This is a genomic window from Rhizobium sp. L51/94 (genome assembly GCF_019355555.1).
GTDB lineage: Bacteria > Pseudomonadota > Alphaproteobacteria > Rhizobiales > Rhizobiaceae > Rhizobium > Rhizobium rhododendri.
The window spans coordinates 961,956-978,447 of sequence record NZ_CP072142.1 but is presented as its reverse complement, the minus strand read 5'-3'; the positions used below and the strand labels follow the sequence as shown (position 1 = coordinate 978,447).

Annotated in this window: 11 protein-coding genes and 1 pseudogene; 11 read left to right on the top strand and 1 reads right to left on the bottom strand. The window is 54.7% G+C overall.

The features are described from left to right. Positions 1-494: 494 nt before the first annotated feature. The 7 genes from J5274_RS22400 to J5274_RS22370 all read left to right on the top strand — a co-directional run bounded on the left by J5274_RS22400 (position 495) and on the right by J5274_RS22370 (position 13,698). Complete coding sequence (locus J5274_RS22400) at positions 495-5,414, top strand: glycosyltransferase family 4 protein (RefSeq protein WP_257625739.1); 4,920 nt, start codon at positions 495-497, stop codon at positions 5,412-5,414. Between the two features lie 465 nt (positions 5,415-5,879). Continuing rightward, complete coding sequence (locus J5274_RS22395) at positions 5,880-7,541, top strand: VPA1262 family N-terminal domain-containing protein (protein ID WP_219275138.1); 1,662 nt, start codon at positions 5,880-5,882, stop codon at positions 7,539-7,541. Further along, positions 7,538-8,968: a hypothetical protein gene (locus J5274_RS22390; RefSeq protein ID WP_219275136.1), complete on the top strand. Its 1,431-nt coding sequence runs from the start codon at positions 7,538-7,540 to the stop codon at positions 8,966-8,968. Before J5274_RS22395 ends, J5274_RS22390 begins: the two co-directional genes overlap by 4 nt. Before the next feature lie 339 nt (positions 8,969-9,307). Next, positions 9,308-10,438: a CBASS cGAMP-activated phospholipase gene (locus J5274_RS22385; protein ID WP_219275134.1), complete on the top strand. Its 1,131-nt coding sequence runs from the start codon at positions 9,308-9,310 to the stop codon at positions 10,436-10,438. Between the two features lie 170 nt (positions 10,439-10,608). Continuing rightward, the gene (locus J5274_RS22380; protein WP_219275132.1) at positions 10,609-11,526 is read left to right on the top strand and encodes a cyclic GMP-AMP synthase DncV-like nucleotidyltransferase; all 918 of its coding nucleotides are present in this window, start codon (positions 10,609-10,611) and stop codon (positions 11,524-11,526) included. After that, positions 11,526-13,241: a ThiF family adenylyltransferase gene (locus J5274_RS22375; protein ID WP_219275130.1), complete on the top strand. Its 1,716-nt coding sequence runs from the start codon at positions 11,526-11,528 to the stop codon at positions 13,239-13,241. The genes J5274_RS22380 and J5274_RS22375 overlap by 1 nt, the downstream gene beginning before the upstream one ends. Continuing rightward, positions 13,231-13,698 (top strand): Mov34/MPN/PAD-1 family protein, encoded by a 468-nt coding sequence (locus J5274_RS22370; protein ID WP_219275128.1) that lies wholly within the window; start codon positions 13,231-13,233, stop codon positions 13,696-13,698. Before J5274_RS22375 ends, J5274_RS22370 begins: the two co-directional genes overlap by 11 nt. On the opposite strand, the gene J5274_RS22365 is transcribed toward J5274_RS22370, so the two are convergent. After that, positions 13,695-14,171, bottom strand: coding sequence for a hypothetical protein (locus J5274_RS22365; RefSeq protein ID WP_219275126.1), 477 nt, complete (start codon positions 14,169-14,171; stop codon positions 13,695-13,697). The genes J5274_RS22370 and J5274_RS22365 overlap by 4 nt on opposite strands. On the opposite strand from J5274_RS22365, the gene J5274_RS29410 reads away from it, so the two are divergent. The 4 genes and pseudogenes from J5274_RS29410 to J5274_RS28985 form a co-directional block, all read left to right on the top strand. After that, positions 14,071-14,799 (top strand): hypothetical protein, encoded by a 729-nt coding sequence (locus J5274_RS29410; protein WP_224128883.1) that lies wholly within the window; start codon positions 14,071-14,073, stop codon positions 14,797-14,799. The two genes, J5274_RS22365 and J5274_RS29410, sit on opposite strands and share 101 nt — an antisense overlap. Positions 14,800-14,985: 186 nt before the next feature. Next, positions 14,986-15,276 carry a hypothetical protein gene (locus J5274_RS22355; RefSeq protein ID WP_219275122.1) on the top strand — a complete coding sequence of 97 codons (291 nt, stop codon included), beginning with the start codon at positions 14,986-14,988 and terminating at the stop codon, positions 15,274-15,276. A gap of 327 nt (positions 15,277-15,603) precedes the next feature. After that, positions 15,604-15,996: a hypothetical protein gene (locus J5274_RS22350; protein WP_219275120.1), complete on the top strand. Its 393-nt coding sequence runs from the start codon at positions 15,604-15,606 to the stop codon at positions 15,994-15,996. A 177-nt stretch (positions 15,997-16,173) separates the two neighbouring features. After that, positions 16,174-16,475 (top strand): annotated as a pseudogene (locus J5274_RS28985) (integrase); the annotation flags it as partial. Between the last annotated feature and the right edge of the window lie 17 nt (positions 16,476-16,492).

The window sequence follows — 16,492 nt, the reverse complement described above, 5'->3', positions numbered from 1 at the left end:
TTCATATAGTGAACGCCATTAAAAGATCAGAGCCCGTGTGTAGGATTGCAAGATATATTCGGTTATTCGGTAGCGCTTCAGAATATATCGCCTTGAACGGAATCGAACCATCGACTTACTACATCTAATCGATAGGTGTCTGAAACCTCGGCCATTTCTTTCAGGCACATCGTCCGTCAGCCCACGAGATTTATGGGACTTTTTCCCAAAAACTAATGCCAGTGCCTTCCGAGAGAAGTTAGAGCTCAAAGATCAACACGGTGGAAGAAACGTCAACCGTATAATACTGCTTTGCGTATCTTGGGATGGACATCTCTTCGCCGTGTATCGAAACCTGCGATCTCTCGTGGGATGGGATACACTGTGTTCAGCGCAACCTAGTTGCGCACTGATTATGTCTGCCCCACCACTTCGTGGGAAATGAAAAGACTCGTTGTATCAAGCGGATAGATGACTATTATGATTTAGCTATTTCCTTGAGGTGTTTGAAGTTGGTGAATATCGGCGAACGTACAGATTTCCTCTGCAACCGCGAATGGTTTCCGATTCCCTCCAATCATGAGGTCGACACGAGCGCTCCGCGCGATGACACAAAAAACAAGTCTGATCCGGTAGCGCTGCTCGATGTTGCGGACACCCCTTGCCTAATTCTCCTGAGCGAACCAGGTATGGGAAAGTCGTGGGAGTTAGATGCGCTGGCACGATCACTCCGTGATCAAGGTCGTCAAGTCGATTTGATCTCAGTTCGCGGCCAAAGCTTTCCCGACACCCTCGATACCCTGCTTTTGTCCGATCACGCGCGAGGTTGGATCGATGAAGATCGGGAGTGGCATATCCTGATCGACGGGATCGATGAACTAGGTGGCGGGCTCGATCCGAAACTCGTCCTCGAGGAGTTTCTTGATCGCCTCTTCGGACTCAACAAGAAGCTCGGCAGTCTCAAAGTCGCCTTCACGAGCCGGACTGCAGCGTGGACGGACCAGTTAGATCAAATGGTCGAAGATCGATGGCCGCCGCGTGCATTCAAACGGATGTTGCTTCTACCTTTGACTGATATTCAAATACAAGCAGCTATCGATCATTCCGACGTGTCTGCGGAAAACAGATCGATCCTGGAAGTTCACCTATCGGATAAAAAGATGCGTGCGGTCGCGGGTCGACCGATCCTGCTGGCAATTTTATTGGAACAATATCGGACTGGGACTTCCTCGCCCGGCAGACAAATTGATTTGATCAACTCCGCAATTGTCGCATCCCTTGGGTCTATAGAAAGCTTGTCAATTCAGATAAAAGTGGCGATGGCCGCCCGGCTGGCTGCTGCTTGCACTTTCTCGGACACGCGCAGGCTCACGACCACAGTTGGCTCTTCCGAAATCGACGCCTTGTCTGTTTCCAGGATAGCCGGAGGTCTCGAGCCAACCGCAGACGGACCAATAATTGCGACACCGAAACTATTCTCATTGTGCCTACAGTCGCCCCTCTTTGTCGAGGTTGCGCCAAAGGTTTTCGAATGGTCGCACCGAATATTCAGCGACTTCCTAGCGGCACGTTATCTGGCCGAGCGTCAGTTATCAGTAGAGGAAATTCTCTCGCTTCTAGTCGTGCCTGAGGTTGGCGGCCCAGGTGGCGTCGCGCTTCACCTCTCAGAGGTCGCGGGATGGACTGCCGTGATGATTCCCGGCCTTTTCAACGCGCTACTCGACCGACAACCCGATGTGCTGCTCCAATCGCAGGCTTTGGCCATTGAACCCACCGATCGGGCCCGGGTTATCGAAGCTTTGCTTGACCGTTTCGCCAAAGAGGATCTGGTTGATCGGTATGACGAGATAATCCCGCTCCTTGGGCGGCTTGATCACGACGACTTGGAAGAGCAGCTACTTCCTCGGATCTTGACCGACGATACCCCGCTTTTCGAAAGGAGGGCAGCAATCGACCTTGCTGCGGAATCCGGAAAAAAGTCTTTCATTCCCGCGATTCTTAAGGTGGCCGCCGCTCCTCGCGTGGACGGGATCCTGCGGACAATTGCGGCGCGAGCCATCCGGAAAATCGCTGGCCCGGAAGCCGGCGCACTATTGGCTCCACTTCTTTCGTCTGATCTCACGAGCGATAACGACGATCGCCTCCGCGGCACCATTTTGCAGATCTCATGGCCCGGCGCTCTCTCGTTTAACCAGTTGCTTTCGTCTTTGTCGGCTCCCAGGCGAAGTAATCTGATCGGGCCATATCAACTGTTTCTATCGCGGTTCAAAGCGCCAGAGCTGACGGTCGAGCAAGCCCTCGAGACAGTTGAATGGTTGCAGCTACGCCTTGATGACGATGACGACAGGGGAAGCTATCTCGAGAACGTTGTCGCACGGTTGTTTTGTGCTGCGTCCAACAAGGTGGAAGCACCTGAGGTAGCCGATGCGGTTGCCGCGCTCGTTGTAGATGCGGATCGCAACTTAGCGGGTTTCATCGTCGAACGGGGTGAAAAGACCGGACATTGGCCAAAGAAATCCGTAGCGCGTGCAGCTGTGGCAGAGAAGATCCTTCAGCGTAGCCAAGACCCGCTCCGCAGCGTGGCACTCATGCTACAAACCCTCCCGGACCTCATTGTAGCAGATGATCTCGGCGAATATCTTAAGAAACTTACCCTTGTCCGCGATGGTCCCCTGCGCGCGGCATTATCTCGCATTATCGTAGAACTCACCGTACAGCTTCCGATCGATACGCTCAGCGACGTTTGGAACATCGCTTCAGAAATTTCGATTTTGCAAGACACGCTGTCGCAGCATTACTCAGTCGAGCTGGGTTCTCCAGCGTCCGACTTCATGCGGCGCAGATTTGAAAGGGAGCGCGATGCAGCGCGGCTAAGCGCATCAGCAGAAGTGGCAGCAGCCACTTGGCGAGACGGGGTCGAAAGTCTTCTTTCCCGAATTGAAAAGGGCGACTCGCAACTTTGGTGGCAACTCAATCTGCAGCTCTTCTACGAGCAAACGGGCAGCTACGATCAGCAATTTGAGTTCGTATCGGACATCACAAAGACGCCCGGTTGGTCAGCACTTAGTGCCAGCCTGCACGAAAGAATTATACGAACTGCCTTAGAGTATCTGCTGATAGCGCCGCTCGCTGACACGAGCTGGCTTGGCACGAGCACGAGCCATCGACCGGCGAATGCTGGAGTCCGAGCCCTCAGGCTTCTTTTGGAGCATGATCCTGAGGCGTACGCTCAATTGAGCGACGAAACCTGGTCCACTTGGGCTGCAGCAACGGTTGGCTTCACTGGCAATGATTTCTACGAAGATGACGCGCAGCGCCATCTCGTCAAGGACGCATATCTAAGAGCGCCGGATGCAGTTGTGCGCGCGGTCAAGCAGATTGCCATTGGTAGCGATTCGCGAGGTATTACGTCTCGTCTGTTAGACCTGCTTGAGGGGGCACTAGATACCCGCATGGCAGGCGTTTTGCGTGAACTCGAGCAATCGCCCAGTTTCAAGCGCGAAGGTAATAGTCCTTCGATACTAAGTTATCTCGCCCGCAACGGTGACCCACAAGCAAGGGCGGATGTCATTGGTGCGCTTGAAAAAGATCAGAGTGGCGAGCTGCTGGAGCGGCCAGATGCGGACACGACCGCGGAGGCTACTGTCGAGCTGCTGTTTCGCGAACCGCAGGAAATCTGGCTGAAGCTCCTGGAATTACGAGAGAAGGATTCTGGCCTAGCTAGGACCGTATGGGCGAAGTTTGCAGAACAGGTGGCTTATGATCGCCCGGCGAAGTTTGACGAGCTTTCCGAATACGCACTCGCCCAAGCCTATATCGATCTAGTCGCTCTTCTTCCAGAGCGTCCTCTCTATGAAACAGGAGCGCGTATTTTGCGCGCGCCAGATTTTGTCGACCAGCTCCGCAGTGGTCTGCTCCGCAACCTCGTGTCGCGTGGAACAAATGCCTCGCTTGAACAACTGCACCGCATCAAGCAAACCACACCCGATGGCCAAGAAGCCTTGCAATGGTCAATTGAGCAGGCGCGACGAAACGTGCGTGCCAACTACGTTCGGTTAGAGGATCCAGCAGATGTTCTTGCCCGCATCGCGAGTATGGGGCTCGCACCAGTATCTAAAGAACCACCTCCCCCTTCGGAGCATCCTGGCTCAGACAGCTTGGCGGACGTTGGACCAGACACTGATGTTCCGACGCCCAAAGCCAGCAAGCCAGGCCCACTTCCGCAAGCAGAGTGGAAGACCATATTAGCTGTGGCCACAGAATGGTTGTCTCATCACGGGGGCATCTCAACTCTCAATCGTGAGCTTTGCAAGGCTTTGGCGGCCTTGGGGCACACCGTTATCTGCTTGGTTCCGAATGCACTGGAGTCCGACGTGAATGACGCGAGAAGTGTTAAGGTCACCTTGGTTGGGTGCCCAGAGTCGGTTGGTATTGCAGGCATGGACCGTGCGCTCCTCTGCCAAGCCTCCGATATCGGAGGACCGCCTGAGCTGATCCTTGGGCACGATCATATCACTGGCCGCTTTGCACGAGCGCTCGCGAAGCGTTTTCAAGCTAAGTACGTTCACTTCCTGCACACGATCCCTCAAGAGAACGAAGGCTTGAAACGTCCGCGGTCTGATCGTCCACTCAACGTTCTAAGGGGTGAAAGCAAGCTCCAGGACCAGTTAGACCTTGCCAGCGCATCCGATCTCGTTGTGGCCGTTGGCCCGCGGATTGAGGCCCGTTTTATTGCAGAAGCAATTGACCCTCCGCGGGTCTGTGTTCTAGTGCCCGGGCTAAACTCGGATTTGCTAGCGCTCAATCCGGATCTCACCAGCTTGCGTGTCAACATGTGCGTTATGTCAGCACGGATGGAGGATGCAGTCGCTAAAGGTGGCCTGTTGGCGTGCGACGTCATAAAGATCGTCGGCCACGGCCGAACCTGGACAGCGCCGGGGCCTCCGGTGCTGATAATGCGCGGTTTCTCGGAGGACGCAAATACAGAATTCTCACATATTGGCGACTACTCGGACTATGCCCAATTTGTGCAGCTTCGATCGTTCACTGCAGACCCTTTGAAATTGGCCAGAGGCTACCTTAAGGCGGCGTTGATTTTGATGCCCTCGGTGGCAGAGGGGTTTGGCCTAACAGGACTTGAGGCGATCGCGGCCGGTGTCCCGGTGGTGATTTCAGACGCAAGTGGCTTAGCCGAATATCTTCGGGCCGCCGCCAAATACGACGGGCTACCTTCAGAGTTAGTGGAGTCATGTATTGCGCCGGTTCACCTTTCCCACGCGGACACAAGGAGCGCTTGGGCAGAAAAAGTAGATTCAGCGCTATTCGATCGCGAGTCCGCGTTCGAGCGTGCGGCCAAATTGCGAAGAGCATTGACCCCTCGCCTGACTTGGGAACAAGCCGCGCGAAAACTCTCCAGTGAGTTTAGCACGTTGTGAGAAACTATAAGTCGATCAAAGAGAGGCCTGACTTTATCTACGTCTCGGGCGCCGCTGATGAAGCGACGCTTGGCGTATTCCCATTCTGCTTTTTTCTTGCAGCGCACTACGCGCGGACGAAGCAAATGCGGAAGGCAGTATGCGCGGCCATGCTACCTCATGGTCTCGACCTCGATAGAGTCTGGTCAGTGAAGAGCCACCTCACAGGTAATCTGCGAGGTTTCCTCGGAAACAGCCTTGGAGGGGCGCTTTAATGATCCTTCGGTCATCTATTGGAACGCGGGACCGCCTGACCAGGCCTTCAGTTAGGCTTAGGGTGAGACCCCAAGTGGGATCGCCTGGAAACAACCTCAGCTCCGATGCTGCCCGAATTTTCCGAGTACTCCTTGAGATCCGGGTTGAATTCTACCGGTTGGATCGCGTCCCCTCTGCCTTCGGCACTTCTCCTCTCTTGTGGAGACACACGTGAACGTAGATACCAACGTCAGCGCTACCACCTTCCAAACCATCCGAGACCGACTTCGCACGCTGATCAGCCCCGGGAACGTTGGGTGTTTTGACCACGTCGAGCTTCTCGAAATTTTCGGAACGCCGCCCAAGGCGCGGCCGATCAACATTTTCTCCATAGCCGTGCTATCCGAAGGGAACCCACATTTGAAGCCGCTTGAGCCCACCGGTCTTGTCTCTCTCTCGAGCAAAATAGATGGTTTCGCGGGATGGAGGTTCGGTCTTAAGCGAAGCTACAAACCGGTTGCGGCGCTCGATGATGCTCTTGCGACATTGCAGGACGAGGGAAAATGGGTGCTAGGTGGGGAGGGGCTTCAGACAGGGGCCCTTCATCCCGAGCAACCGCTGTTCGTCCCACCGGACGGAACCGCCAGAGTACCGCTCAACCGCGTGTTGAAGAACAATTTCTGGGCTGGCTCACACGTGTTGAGGCTCTGCGACCGCGAAAAGACTGCCCACAGGCAATTCTTCTCCGACAGGCGGCGGCTCCAGTCGCTCTCGACGGAGCTCTCGAAGGTGGTGCCATTGGAGATCGCCGGGCTTTCCGACCTTCTCGGTGACGTCATAATCCAGGTCCCGGTGGAAATTTTCAACCCGGATGTAAGTTCTCGCCGTGATGGGCAATCCACGAAGATTGAAAGCAAGTGGCGTAACGATGTCCAGCCGCGTAGTCTACATGTTGCCGCGAGAACCCGATGGGACGGGACTTTGACGGGTGCTTCAGCGAGCGATCTGCCGGGCAACGACGCCCAGCTCGCAGCCAATAATGCTAAGCAACCCATTGAGATGGAGATCTGGGATTCCGGATCTGGCATGCTCATAGCCGCTACCGCGCCAACATCGTCCATCCGAGCGGTCGAATTGAGTTTCAACGAGTTGCGACCAGAACCCCGTGTGTTCAATTCCCCAAGCCCGAACGGTTCGATTACCAGTCATAGGGTCTCGCTCATAAGTCACAGATCTACGCTTGTAGGGGAAGCGGCGGAAAGCGGTCCTGAGTACTGGCTGACACGACGGGAAAATATCGAAGAGAGGCACAGGCTTGATCAGACCCGGGAATTCGTTCAATACAGGCCAACGCCGGGGTCGACCGAAGAGCGGACCCGGGCGCTCGACGACGTGCGCTTTCTGATTGGAAAACATGGAGTACTTGGTGTAGATCTTTGGGATCCATATCTAACTGCGGAGGATCTCCTCAAAACGTTGTTCTGGTGTCCATTCGCAAATGTGTCACTACGTGGACTGACAGACGGCCAAGATCAGCCTGCCGATCATTCCGTCGAAACGTCGCCACTTTTGGTGCCAGTGGCGGCGACGCCATCTTTCCCCGACCGTCAGCGCGCCATGATCGCCCGCCACGGGGGAAACTTAGAGCAATTGAACATGGAATACCGGACCCGCAGGGGACCGAAGGGATGGAGCTTTCATGACAGGTTTCTGATCTTCCCGAACGCGAAGCACGGTCCTCTCGTATGGTCGCTGGGGACATCCGTGAACAGCCTCGGCAAGAAGCACCATATTTTGCAAAAGGTCTTGAATCCGGAACTGATCGCCGGGTCGTTCGAGGATTTGTGGAATGAACTGGATGAGCCTCAGCATCTGATTTGGAAGTCATCATGATCGCCAAGGCGTCTATCTTCAAGGAACTCCTGTCTCGTTGGGACGGCGCGACCCTATCGTCGCCAGGCCACGTCATGTCTGTCGTGGATCGCGCCGCCGGAGGGGATGACACAGGTTACTGGGACGATTTAGAGACCGCTGTCCAAATCGACTTCGACGATGTCCGCCGGGAGATCGCAAACCTCTCCGTAGCCCCGTCCGATCGCGCAAGCAACCTTGTGGAGAGGCTCGCGTGGACGTTTAAGGTGTTTCAGGATTGGGATCCTCAAAAGGATCCCAAAGGCTTCCTTTTGCAAGCCGCGCTCGTGTCCGTTCAGTCATGGGACTTCAACGGACGCTTCTGGGAAGCGTTGAAGGAACGGCTCAATGAACCTAGAATGGCGGTTGCGGGTTTCGAAATCGTCTTCCGGCATCGGGGCGTTCAGGCGGAAAATGTCGAGAGCGCACCAATCTGGGAACGTGAGCACCTAGCGGCCCTCCGGGAGGCGGAAGCTTCCGGGGATTGGCAGGCACTCGGTGATAGAGCGGCCGCATTTCAGCACCTTCCGGTCATGGACGTGTGCGGCAGGCAGGCGGCGAGAGCAATCGCGTGCCTGGATTTTCCGCGCTACGTGCGTATCTCCAATGGTTGCGAGCAGTGGCTCCAAGCACATCAAGTTATCGAGCCTTTATCGCTGCTGGATGCAATTCGATTGGGAATTGCGACCACGAGCTCGCACCTGCGCTTTGCTGTCCTGGAGCGCGTGTCCCGACGCGAGCGTAGGGTATTGATGCCGCTCGAGGAGAAAGCCTTGGCTGTCTTCCTGATCAAGCTTTCGAAGGACGACGCCGGGTGGCCTCGATGGCTATCCATGTTCAATCGCTATCCGGTCCGTTGTCCACACATGCAATCGGCAATCGCCAAGGCACTCTCGCGGTGTTCGAATAGGGCGATCGAGGCCTATGTAAAGAGCTTCGAATTGAACATCACTAACGATCAAACGCGCGCCGTTGTTACCCGGTGTTTCATGGAATTTCGGAAACATGCCGATTTGAAGCATCGCAAGACATTATGGTCCAGCGCTTTGCGACGGTGGGGAGAGTGGAATTTCGGTAGTGATTCTGGGGAAGGATTGATCTCCTTAGCGCGTACCGCTTTGGACTACGGCGTCGTCGGCGCCCTCGTTGAGGGCGATATGGGTGCCCTTCTTGACGATATCGAGAGTGACTTTCAGGGTAGGTTCGAATCTTTGAAAAGACACTGGCATCCCTCTGTTACCTCGGCGACTTCCGGCTTTTTGAGGCTAATCTCACATTACCAACTCCTAGCTCACGCAATCAGACAAAAAGCGGACAGCGCCGAGTGGCTGCCAGGCCAGCAGCTATACATACCGAAAGCCGCGGAAAGTACTTATGTTCAGAAGCGATATGGTTGGACTTTGTCGTAAGCCGCCGTGGAGTTGTTAGGGCTTCAGATTTGAGTAACGCTTGGCGAAGCGGGTCTGCTGTTTTTTGATTCGATTTTGACACTTAATGTGCGATTGGCGGCCGCATAAAGGATGGGTGCCTGCGGCCAAGCTTCAAGCTTGCTCGGACTGGCCCGTCTGGCGCTGAAGTGAAGTTCCACTTAACGACAATCACGACGCCGCATAACGAAGGGACTGGCGTCTACCATTGCGATTAGACCTGCTTATATTTTGGGTTGTAAAATAACTTCAAAAGCACTACATCTGGTAGTATCGCCTTGTTCTAGCAGTAAGTGTAGATTTATAGGTTTTGAAACGACGATGAGCAATGCAGTTCCTTCGCCTTTCCGAGTACTGAGCCTTGATGGCGGCGGAATGCGCGGAACCTATACGGCGACCTATCTGGATCGAGTAGCTGCGTCGTTCGCAAAACGCAGGGGCGAGCAGTCGCTAGATATCGGAGCGGCCTTCGATCTCATTGTCGGAACAAGCACCGGCGGCATTGTCGCCTGCGCCTTGGCAGCGGGAATTCACCTGTCGGAAATCGTGGACCTTTATGTGAAGCACGGTCCCCTTATTTTCTCTCGGCCGCTGCCTGACGGAATAGTGAGCGCTGGCTTGGACCTCCGTAATAGGCATACAGCCCTCGCCAAAGGTACCGACGCGCTCCGCGCTGCTCTCGTAAAGCAGCTAGGCACCACCACTATCGGACAGATCTACGAAAGGCGCGGGATTGCGATTGCCATTCCAGCCGTGGAGATGAGCCATCATAACGCCTGGGTCTTTAAGACCCCTCACCTTACAGAGACGACAAATCATCGCGACGACGACTATAGTCTGGTCGATGTCTGTTTGGCGACTTCGGCAGCACCGATATATCGCTCGATGGCTGTAGTAGATCACCCAGACGGCGGATCCAATGGGTTCAACGTGTTTGTCGACGGCGGCCTCTGGGCGAACAATCCGATATTGGTCGGCCTCATAGATGCTCTTGATATGACTGTCCCTGGGCAGGAAATCCAAATTTTCAGCCTAGGCACCTGCCCGATGCCTGCGGGCGAGGCCATTCCAAGACATGCGGTCAATCGTGGTTTGGGAGAATGGAAGTTTGGAGGTGAGGCAGCGGGCTTGGCAATCGACGCACAACAGTTTGCCTACGACCACATGGCCAAGAAACTTGCGCGTCATGTGAACCGAAAATGTTCAATCGTCCGCTTTCCCAGCGAAAAGGTCCCAGCTTCGTTGATCCCATATCTAGGTCTTGATGAAACTCGGGACGAGGCCATGCAGGCTCTCATCAACCAAGCTCGGACCGACGCTGATATGACGAACAGCAAATGCGCTTACGCAGATACCGATGCTGAAGCCGCACTCATTCGCGACCTGTTTATGCAAGCGCCGCCTCGAATGGAGCCGCTCGCTTCACGTCGTAATGAAAGCAGTCAAAAGTAAATTCAACGATCGTTATGAGGTGACAAATGCATAATTGCGCCAACGACATCCTCGCCTACCACGATGAGCAGGCTACGCTCCCGCGATCAGAACGAACCCATATGCGTGAGAGGCGAGATGCCAATAGGGAACGCTTGAGAAAGGGTTTGCTCAACGGAAGCAAGCCTGCCGTGCGCGAATTTGCCAGTCAGGGCAGTTATGCCATGAAGACGATGACCCAACACCCCGCCCTTGATTACGACATCGATGACGGCGCCTACTTCGATAAGACAGTCCTTGTTGGAGAGCGCGGCGCGGAAATGACTGCCCTGCAGGCACGGCAAATCGTGCGCGACGCTCTCGATGATGGTTCCTTTACCACGCCACCCGAGGCGAGGAAGAACTGTGTGCGTGTCTATTATAAGGTCGGCTATTGTGTGGACGTGCCGGTCTACAGGCGCGTGGTCACCAAAGATATCTGGGGTGGTGAGACGTACCACCATGAACTGGCCAGCAGTGACTGGAAACGCTCCGATGCTCGTGACGTATCCAAATGGTTTGAAGAGCAGAACAACGCGAAGAGCCCCGACACCGTAAATGGCCGACAGCTACGCCGAGTTGTCCGAGTTCTGAAGAAGTATTCTCGAAGCCGGGATAGCTGGTGCGGGCAAATACTAAGTGGCTTTGCTATCACCAAACTCGTCACGGAGTGCTTCCAAGGCGATATTTGGCGGGAAGACCGGGCGTTGTTCAACACCATGAAGGCGATCCGCGATCGACTGGAATGGAACTTGGTGATTGCCCACCCCGTCACACCGAATGAAACTATCACAAATGGAACGGACGACCCTAAGGCTCGCTTCTTCCGCGCCCGCCTAGCCGAGGCGCTCGTCATTCTGGAACCGCTTTTCGAGAACGACTGCACTAGAACGACCGCACTGAAGTGCTGGGACCGGGTCTTCGCGTCGACGTTCTTTAGTGACCGCGACGATGCCGCCCAGAAAAAGTCAGCCAGCCTGCTCCGGGCGGCGTCGACCGCTCCTGCTGCTGGGGCATTCTCGTTCCCAAACGCCCCTCGTGCTGACGACAAGCCAAGAGGCTTTGGTTGATGTGGTTCATTCTCGATCCAGAGCGCTTAAAACGGGAAGTCGAGGGCATTGAACGCCTCTCTACTGAAGTCGAGTGGTTATCGTCGGTTAAGCCTCGCGTTTTGCCGGGCATTAAGTTCGCAGTCGATTTAGACGTCCTTGTTGACCATGAGATCATTCCGCTGACGTTGACGTACCCCAACTTTTTTCCCCAAACGCCGCCTTCCATTCTGCCACGCGACGGAAAGCGGCATTCATCCCACCAGTGGGGCGAAGACGGCGAGCTGTGCCTGGAATATAGAACCGATAACTGGGACCCCTCAGTTACCGGCGTCATGATGGTTGAAAGCGCCTATCGCCTGTTTTCCGGCGAGCACCCCGCGAATAATCAGCTCGCGGTAGTTCCGAGTGCTCATCATGCGTCGTTGGGACAACGGCTACGGGGCAGTAGTACAAGAGGTTTTTCAACACCCGGGCTCCGAGCTCAAATCTCCAATTTGCAGACAGGCTTCAACTATCCATGCTCCGTCAGTGAGACCAGCGGTCCCAAAAGAACCTGGGCTGCCTATGTTGCATCGATCGGTCCGAAGGATATGCTTCTCTGGCAAGAAGATATCATCCCGGCGGGCGTCGGGCATAAACACGTTGGTACCTTAGTCAGGGTACCCGCCGTTAAGGAGATCTCGATTACCAGCCAGGAGAATCTGGACGAGGTCGTCGGGAAAGCGATCATCACAGAGCCGGTCCAGCTCGACCAGACCTCGCGGTTCACGGTTTTGGCCGACCTAACCACAGTTAGATATTTTTTTTCGTACCTCACTGAAGGCGTTTGGAAAGTCATTGCCTATCATACCATCGAGATCGCAGAGGAGCCGTCTTCAAGATTACCTGCGGGCCACGCCACGTTGGCGTGCAAAAAGGTCGGCATCGTCGGATGTGGATCACTCGGATCCAAGATTGCCGTCAGCCTCGCCCGGAGCGGTGTCCGGAACTTTCTACTGATAGATGACGACATTCTCAGCCCAGGAAATCTCGTAAGAAATGAATTGGGTGCGGAAAGCCTGGGCGTTCACAAGGTTGAAGCACTGGAAGAACGCCTCCTGTCTGTTGCACCCGGTGTTGAGGTCAGCGTCTCCCGTGTCCACTTGGGCGGGCAAGAGGCATCCGGAAGCACAGCTGCTGTCCTGGAAAATCTAGCGCTTTGCGACTTGATCATCGATGCAACCGCAGACGCTCAGGCATTCAATTTCATCGCTTCAGTCGCGAGGAGATCACTGAAGCCGATGCTCTGGGCGGAAGTCTATGCTGGAGGCATTGGCGGTTTTGTGGCGCGGGTGCGCCCAGACATCGAGCCCCCACCACACACTGCTCGCCGCCAATATCTCGCATGGTGCCGAGATCAGGGCGTACCTTGGCTAGCCGACGCTGTCGATTACTCTGCCGAGATCGCAGACGATGTCCCTCCCTTGATCGCTGATGATAGCGACGTCGGCGTTATTGCCGCGCATGCAGCTCGCATGGCCGTCGACGTACTTGTTAAGGGCCCCGCGACTGACTTCCCCCACCCCGCTTACGCGATCGGTCTGTCGGCAGAGTGGATTTTTACGGAGCCATTTGACACGCGCCCCGTCGACTTCACACCCGAAGGTGAGTGGCGCTCGCCATTAGTTGATGGAAACGCAAAGGTTGCTTTGGAATATTTGACGAAGATTCTGGAAAGCAACAATGCGAATTGAACTGGGGGCCGGTGTCGAAGCACGATTGCGGCGGAGCCTTAAGGAAGCCCGGAACCGCGAAATTGGTGGAATGCTGTTTGCCGAGCAACTTAGCCCTGGAATCTTTAAGATCGTCGACTTCTCGGTGGACCCCAACTCTGGTTCGAACGCTTTTTTCGAGCGGGATCCGGTCCAACATCGAGATGCACTCAACGGATTTTTTGAGAAGACTGGTCACGACTATCAACGTTTCAACTATCTTGGCGAATGGCATTCCCACCCGTCGTTCTCTGTCCGACCAAGCACCCGGGATATAGAAACAATGACCGAACTGGTTTCGGCTGCGGGTTCACCCATAACCTTCGCCCTGCTACTGATCGTTCGGCTGCGATATTTTGGCAGCATTGATCATTCAATGTTTGCTTTTGCACGCGGTCAACAGCCTTCGAAAGCGCGGCTACGGGCGCGCTGGATCTAAAAATTCCGGTCCATGGCCCAATCGACCGCCGCCAATCGCTGGCCGCCAGCAAACACGAACAAGTCTTTCTCGGAAAAGATGCAGCATAGGTCGATGTTGGGCTCAGCAGACAGCGACACTGCGCTATTAAAAGCAGAACCGCGGTTAGGCTCTGTCTCTTGAGGTGAAAAATTGCTGACAATCCTCATTGACCAGGCACTTAAAAAGTAACGGGCAGCCTTCTGTTCTCGCGTAAAAATAATTGCTCCGTCGTGAATACTCGGATTGGTTGAAATTGCTTTTGCAATCACTTGGATAATTTCAGACGAAAATTCTTGACCGGTCTCGGGTCTTGGATCCCTAGCCATAGGCACGCATTCGCTGTTAGAAACGATGCCTGTTGAGAATACTAAGATAAGAGGGTGGAAGGGTAGCTTCCTTTCCCTTAGTTGTAGCAGGATCGATCGCAACTCATCGAACTGTAACGAGGGCATTTTGGTTACTCGCTTTTCAATTTCAGTTCTTCTTGTCGTAGCTGTGCTTGTTTGGGGCACCTCTCTTTGGATGATGGGTATCGAACTTACGTGGCAGCTTGTAAAGCCTTACTCTCTTACACTGTTTGTTCTGACGACGGGCTGGGCGGCGTTCAATCGATACCTCTGGAAACAGTGGCCCGTTTCAATATTTTGTGGAGTCCCCAACTTGAATGGAACCTGGCGGGTAGAACTTCAATCATCTTATCGCGACCCCATCTCGGGAGCCCCGGCCGGCGTGACATACGGATACGCAGCAATAAGGCAAAACTTTTCGGCCCTATCTATTAGATTAATGACTGCGCAAGCTGAGTCATTTCTCGTGACATACTCATTCACCCGCCACAACGACGGCTGTTTCCGCTTATATGGGGTTTATCAGAGCGATCCAGAGATATTGCAAAGAGGCGCGGCCAGCCAAATCCATTACGGCAGCTTTCAATATAAAATATTGAAGGATAGTAGGCAGATGTCGGGATACTACTGGACAGACAGAAATACCAACGGCTCTATAACTCTTCATAACAAAGTTGGAGCGTATTTCGATAGCTACACATTGGCTGCGGCTGATATCGGAAAGACCTCATAGAGCGTGGCCGCCGGCCGTTTGCGGCGACAATAATTGTCGTAGATTAGCTGCCATTCGCCGTCGACGAGGGCTGTCGTCTGCGCCTCCTGCAATTTGAAATTACCAAATCCTGTGAATTCCGTCCACCCTCCGAGACTCTTCCCCAAGTCTGAGCTAACCTTCATCAACGCCTGAAGGGACAGTCGTATGAACACGATCGGCACCGACCAACTGGAACCGAACCGCTTCTATTGGGCGCGTCGCCTGTCGGTGGAAGGTGGGTCGGTTGCAGAGCCCCGCGACACCGAGGTCGTTCAGGTGTCGACAGTGTTCGGTGCGACGTCAGAATTCTGGACGGTCGCGGTAGTGGGCAGCGACGAGCATTTTGATCTCGCGGCCTACGAATTCTTCCACAAGGTCCCCTCCCCGCACATTTCCGAGGGTCGTCACCCGAATTCAAACGTCATTTACGCGAATTCCCGGCGCCTAGTGATTTGATTTTACAAGACACATGTCATTTGGCGGCACCGAACCCGGCATTCACTTCTGTAATCAATTATTAATCATAACTACTCTAGTCACCTTCGATAAGTATCCCTTATCGGAGGTGACGCGTACAGGTTGCTTGTACGCGCATGTCGGTCGCCTTGGATGACCGGAATCGCCTGGTTGGGGTCGGTTCAGGCTGAGGGCGAAATGACACTCTAACGAGCGAAGTCAGCCTTTGGCCCGAAGCGGTCGTTCGCTGTCATAGAACTTTCATGGTGTGCGTCGTATTCCGCATCCGTTGCCACGCCCATTACTTCTCTCATAAGGGAACCATCAATGAAGTGCCTGCGCATCTACGCCTCAACGGATGGTGAGTCTCATTTCGATGAGATCGATTTGCCAACGACCGCACGGCCTGTTCACCCCGACGCTGTACCCTTCGATGTCACAGCCAGTTACCCGGCCTCTCGGGTGCGCATTGCCCATATTCCCGCAGGGATGCGAGAAGTCGCGTGGCATGGAGTACCGGAGCCTGTGTTGACAGTACGGCTTGATGGTTCTGTGGAGTACGAGACCAGCGATGGCGAGGTGCGCCAAGTTTCGGCGGGCAGCTTCGTGCTTGTCGCGGACACCCACGGCAAGGGACACCTCTCGCGTCACTCGCCAGAGGCGCAGACCGTTATTTGGATTTCACTGCCGAACGGCCTTGAACTACCGCCTAAAGAATGACCGCTTGTGGCGCGAAGCGGCCAAATGCGAGCTGTCCCAGATAAACTAAAGTCTGTTCTGGACAAAAATCGACCCCTGCAAATCAAGGGCTTCCGGCACCAAAATACACGAGGGTTCAATTGGGACATCGCAGTTGGCCTTACGGGGTCATCTCGCCCCGTACCGGAACCGACCCCCGTCCTGCCGATGGGGCGACGGGACGAGCTCGCTGAAATCCTCTCGGATGAGGACTTCAATACTCTTCGCCATCTGGTCAATGAAGGGATGGGTGCCAACTCCTTGCGCGCCCTCACCTCGGATCTCGACTATCTGCAGGCTTGGTCCCTTGCTGCGCCGACAAATCCCGCCCTTGGCCAGCCCCAGAGGCATTGCTACTAAAATTCGTCGCCCATCCTCTTTGGGATCCGGAAATTATACTGAGCGATCCACAGCATGGCATGCCGGGTGCGGTTGAGCGGAGCCTTAGGACCAGGGGTTTTTGCGGGTGACTGGGCCG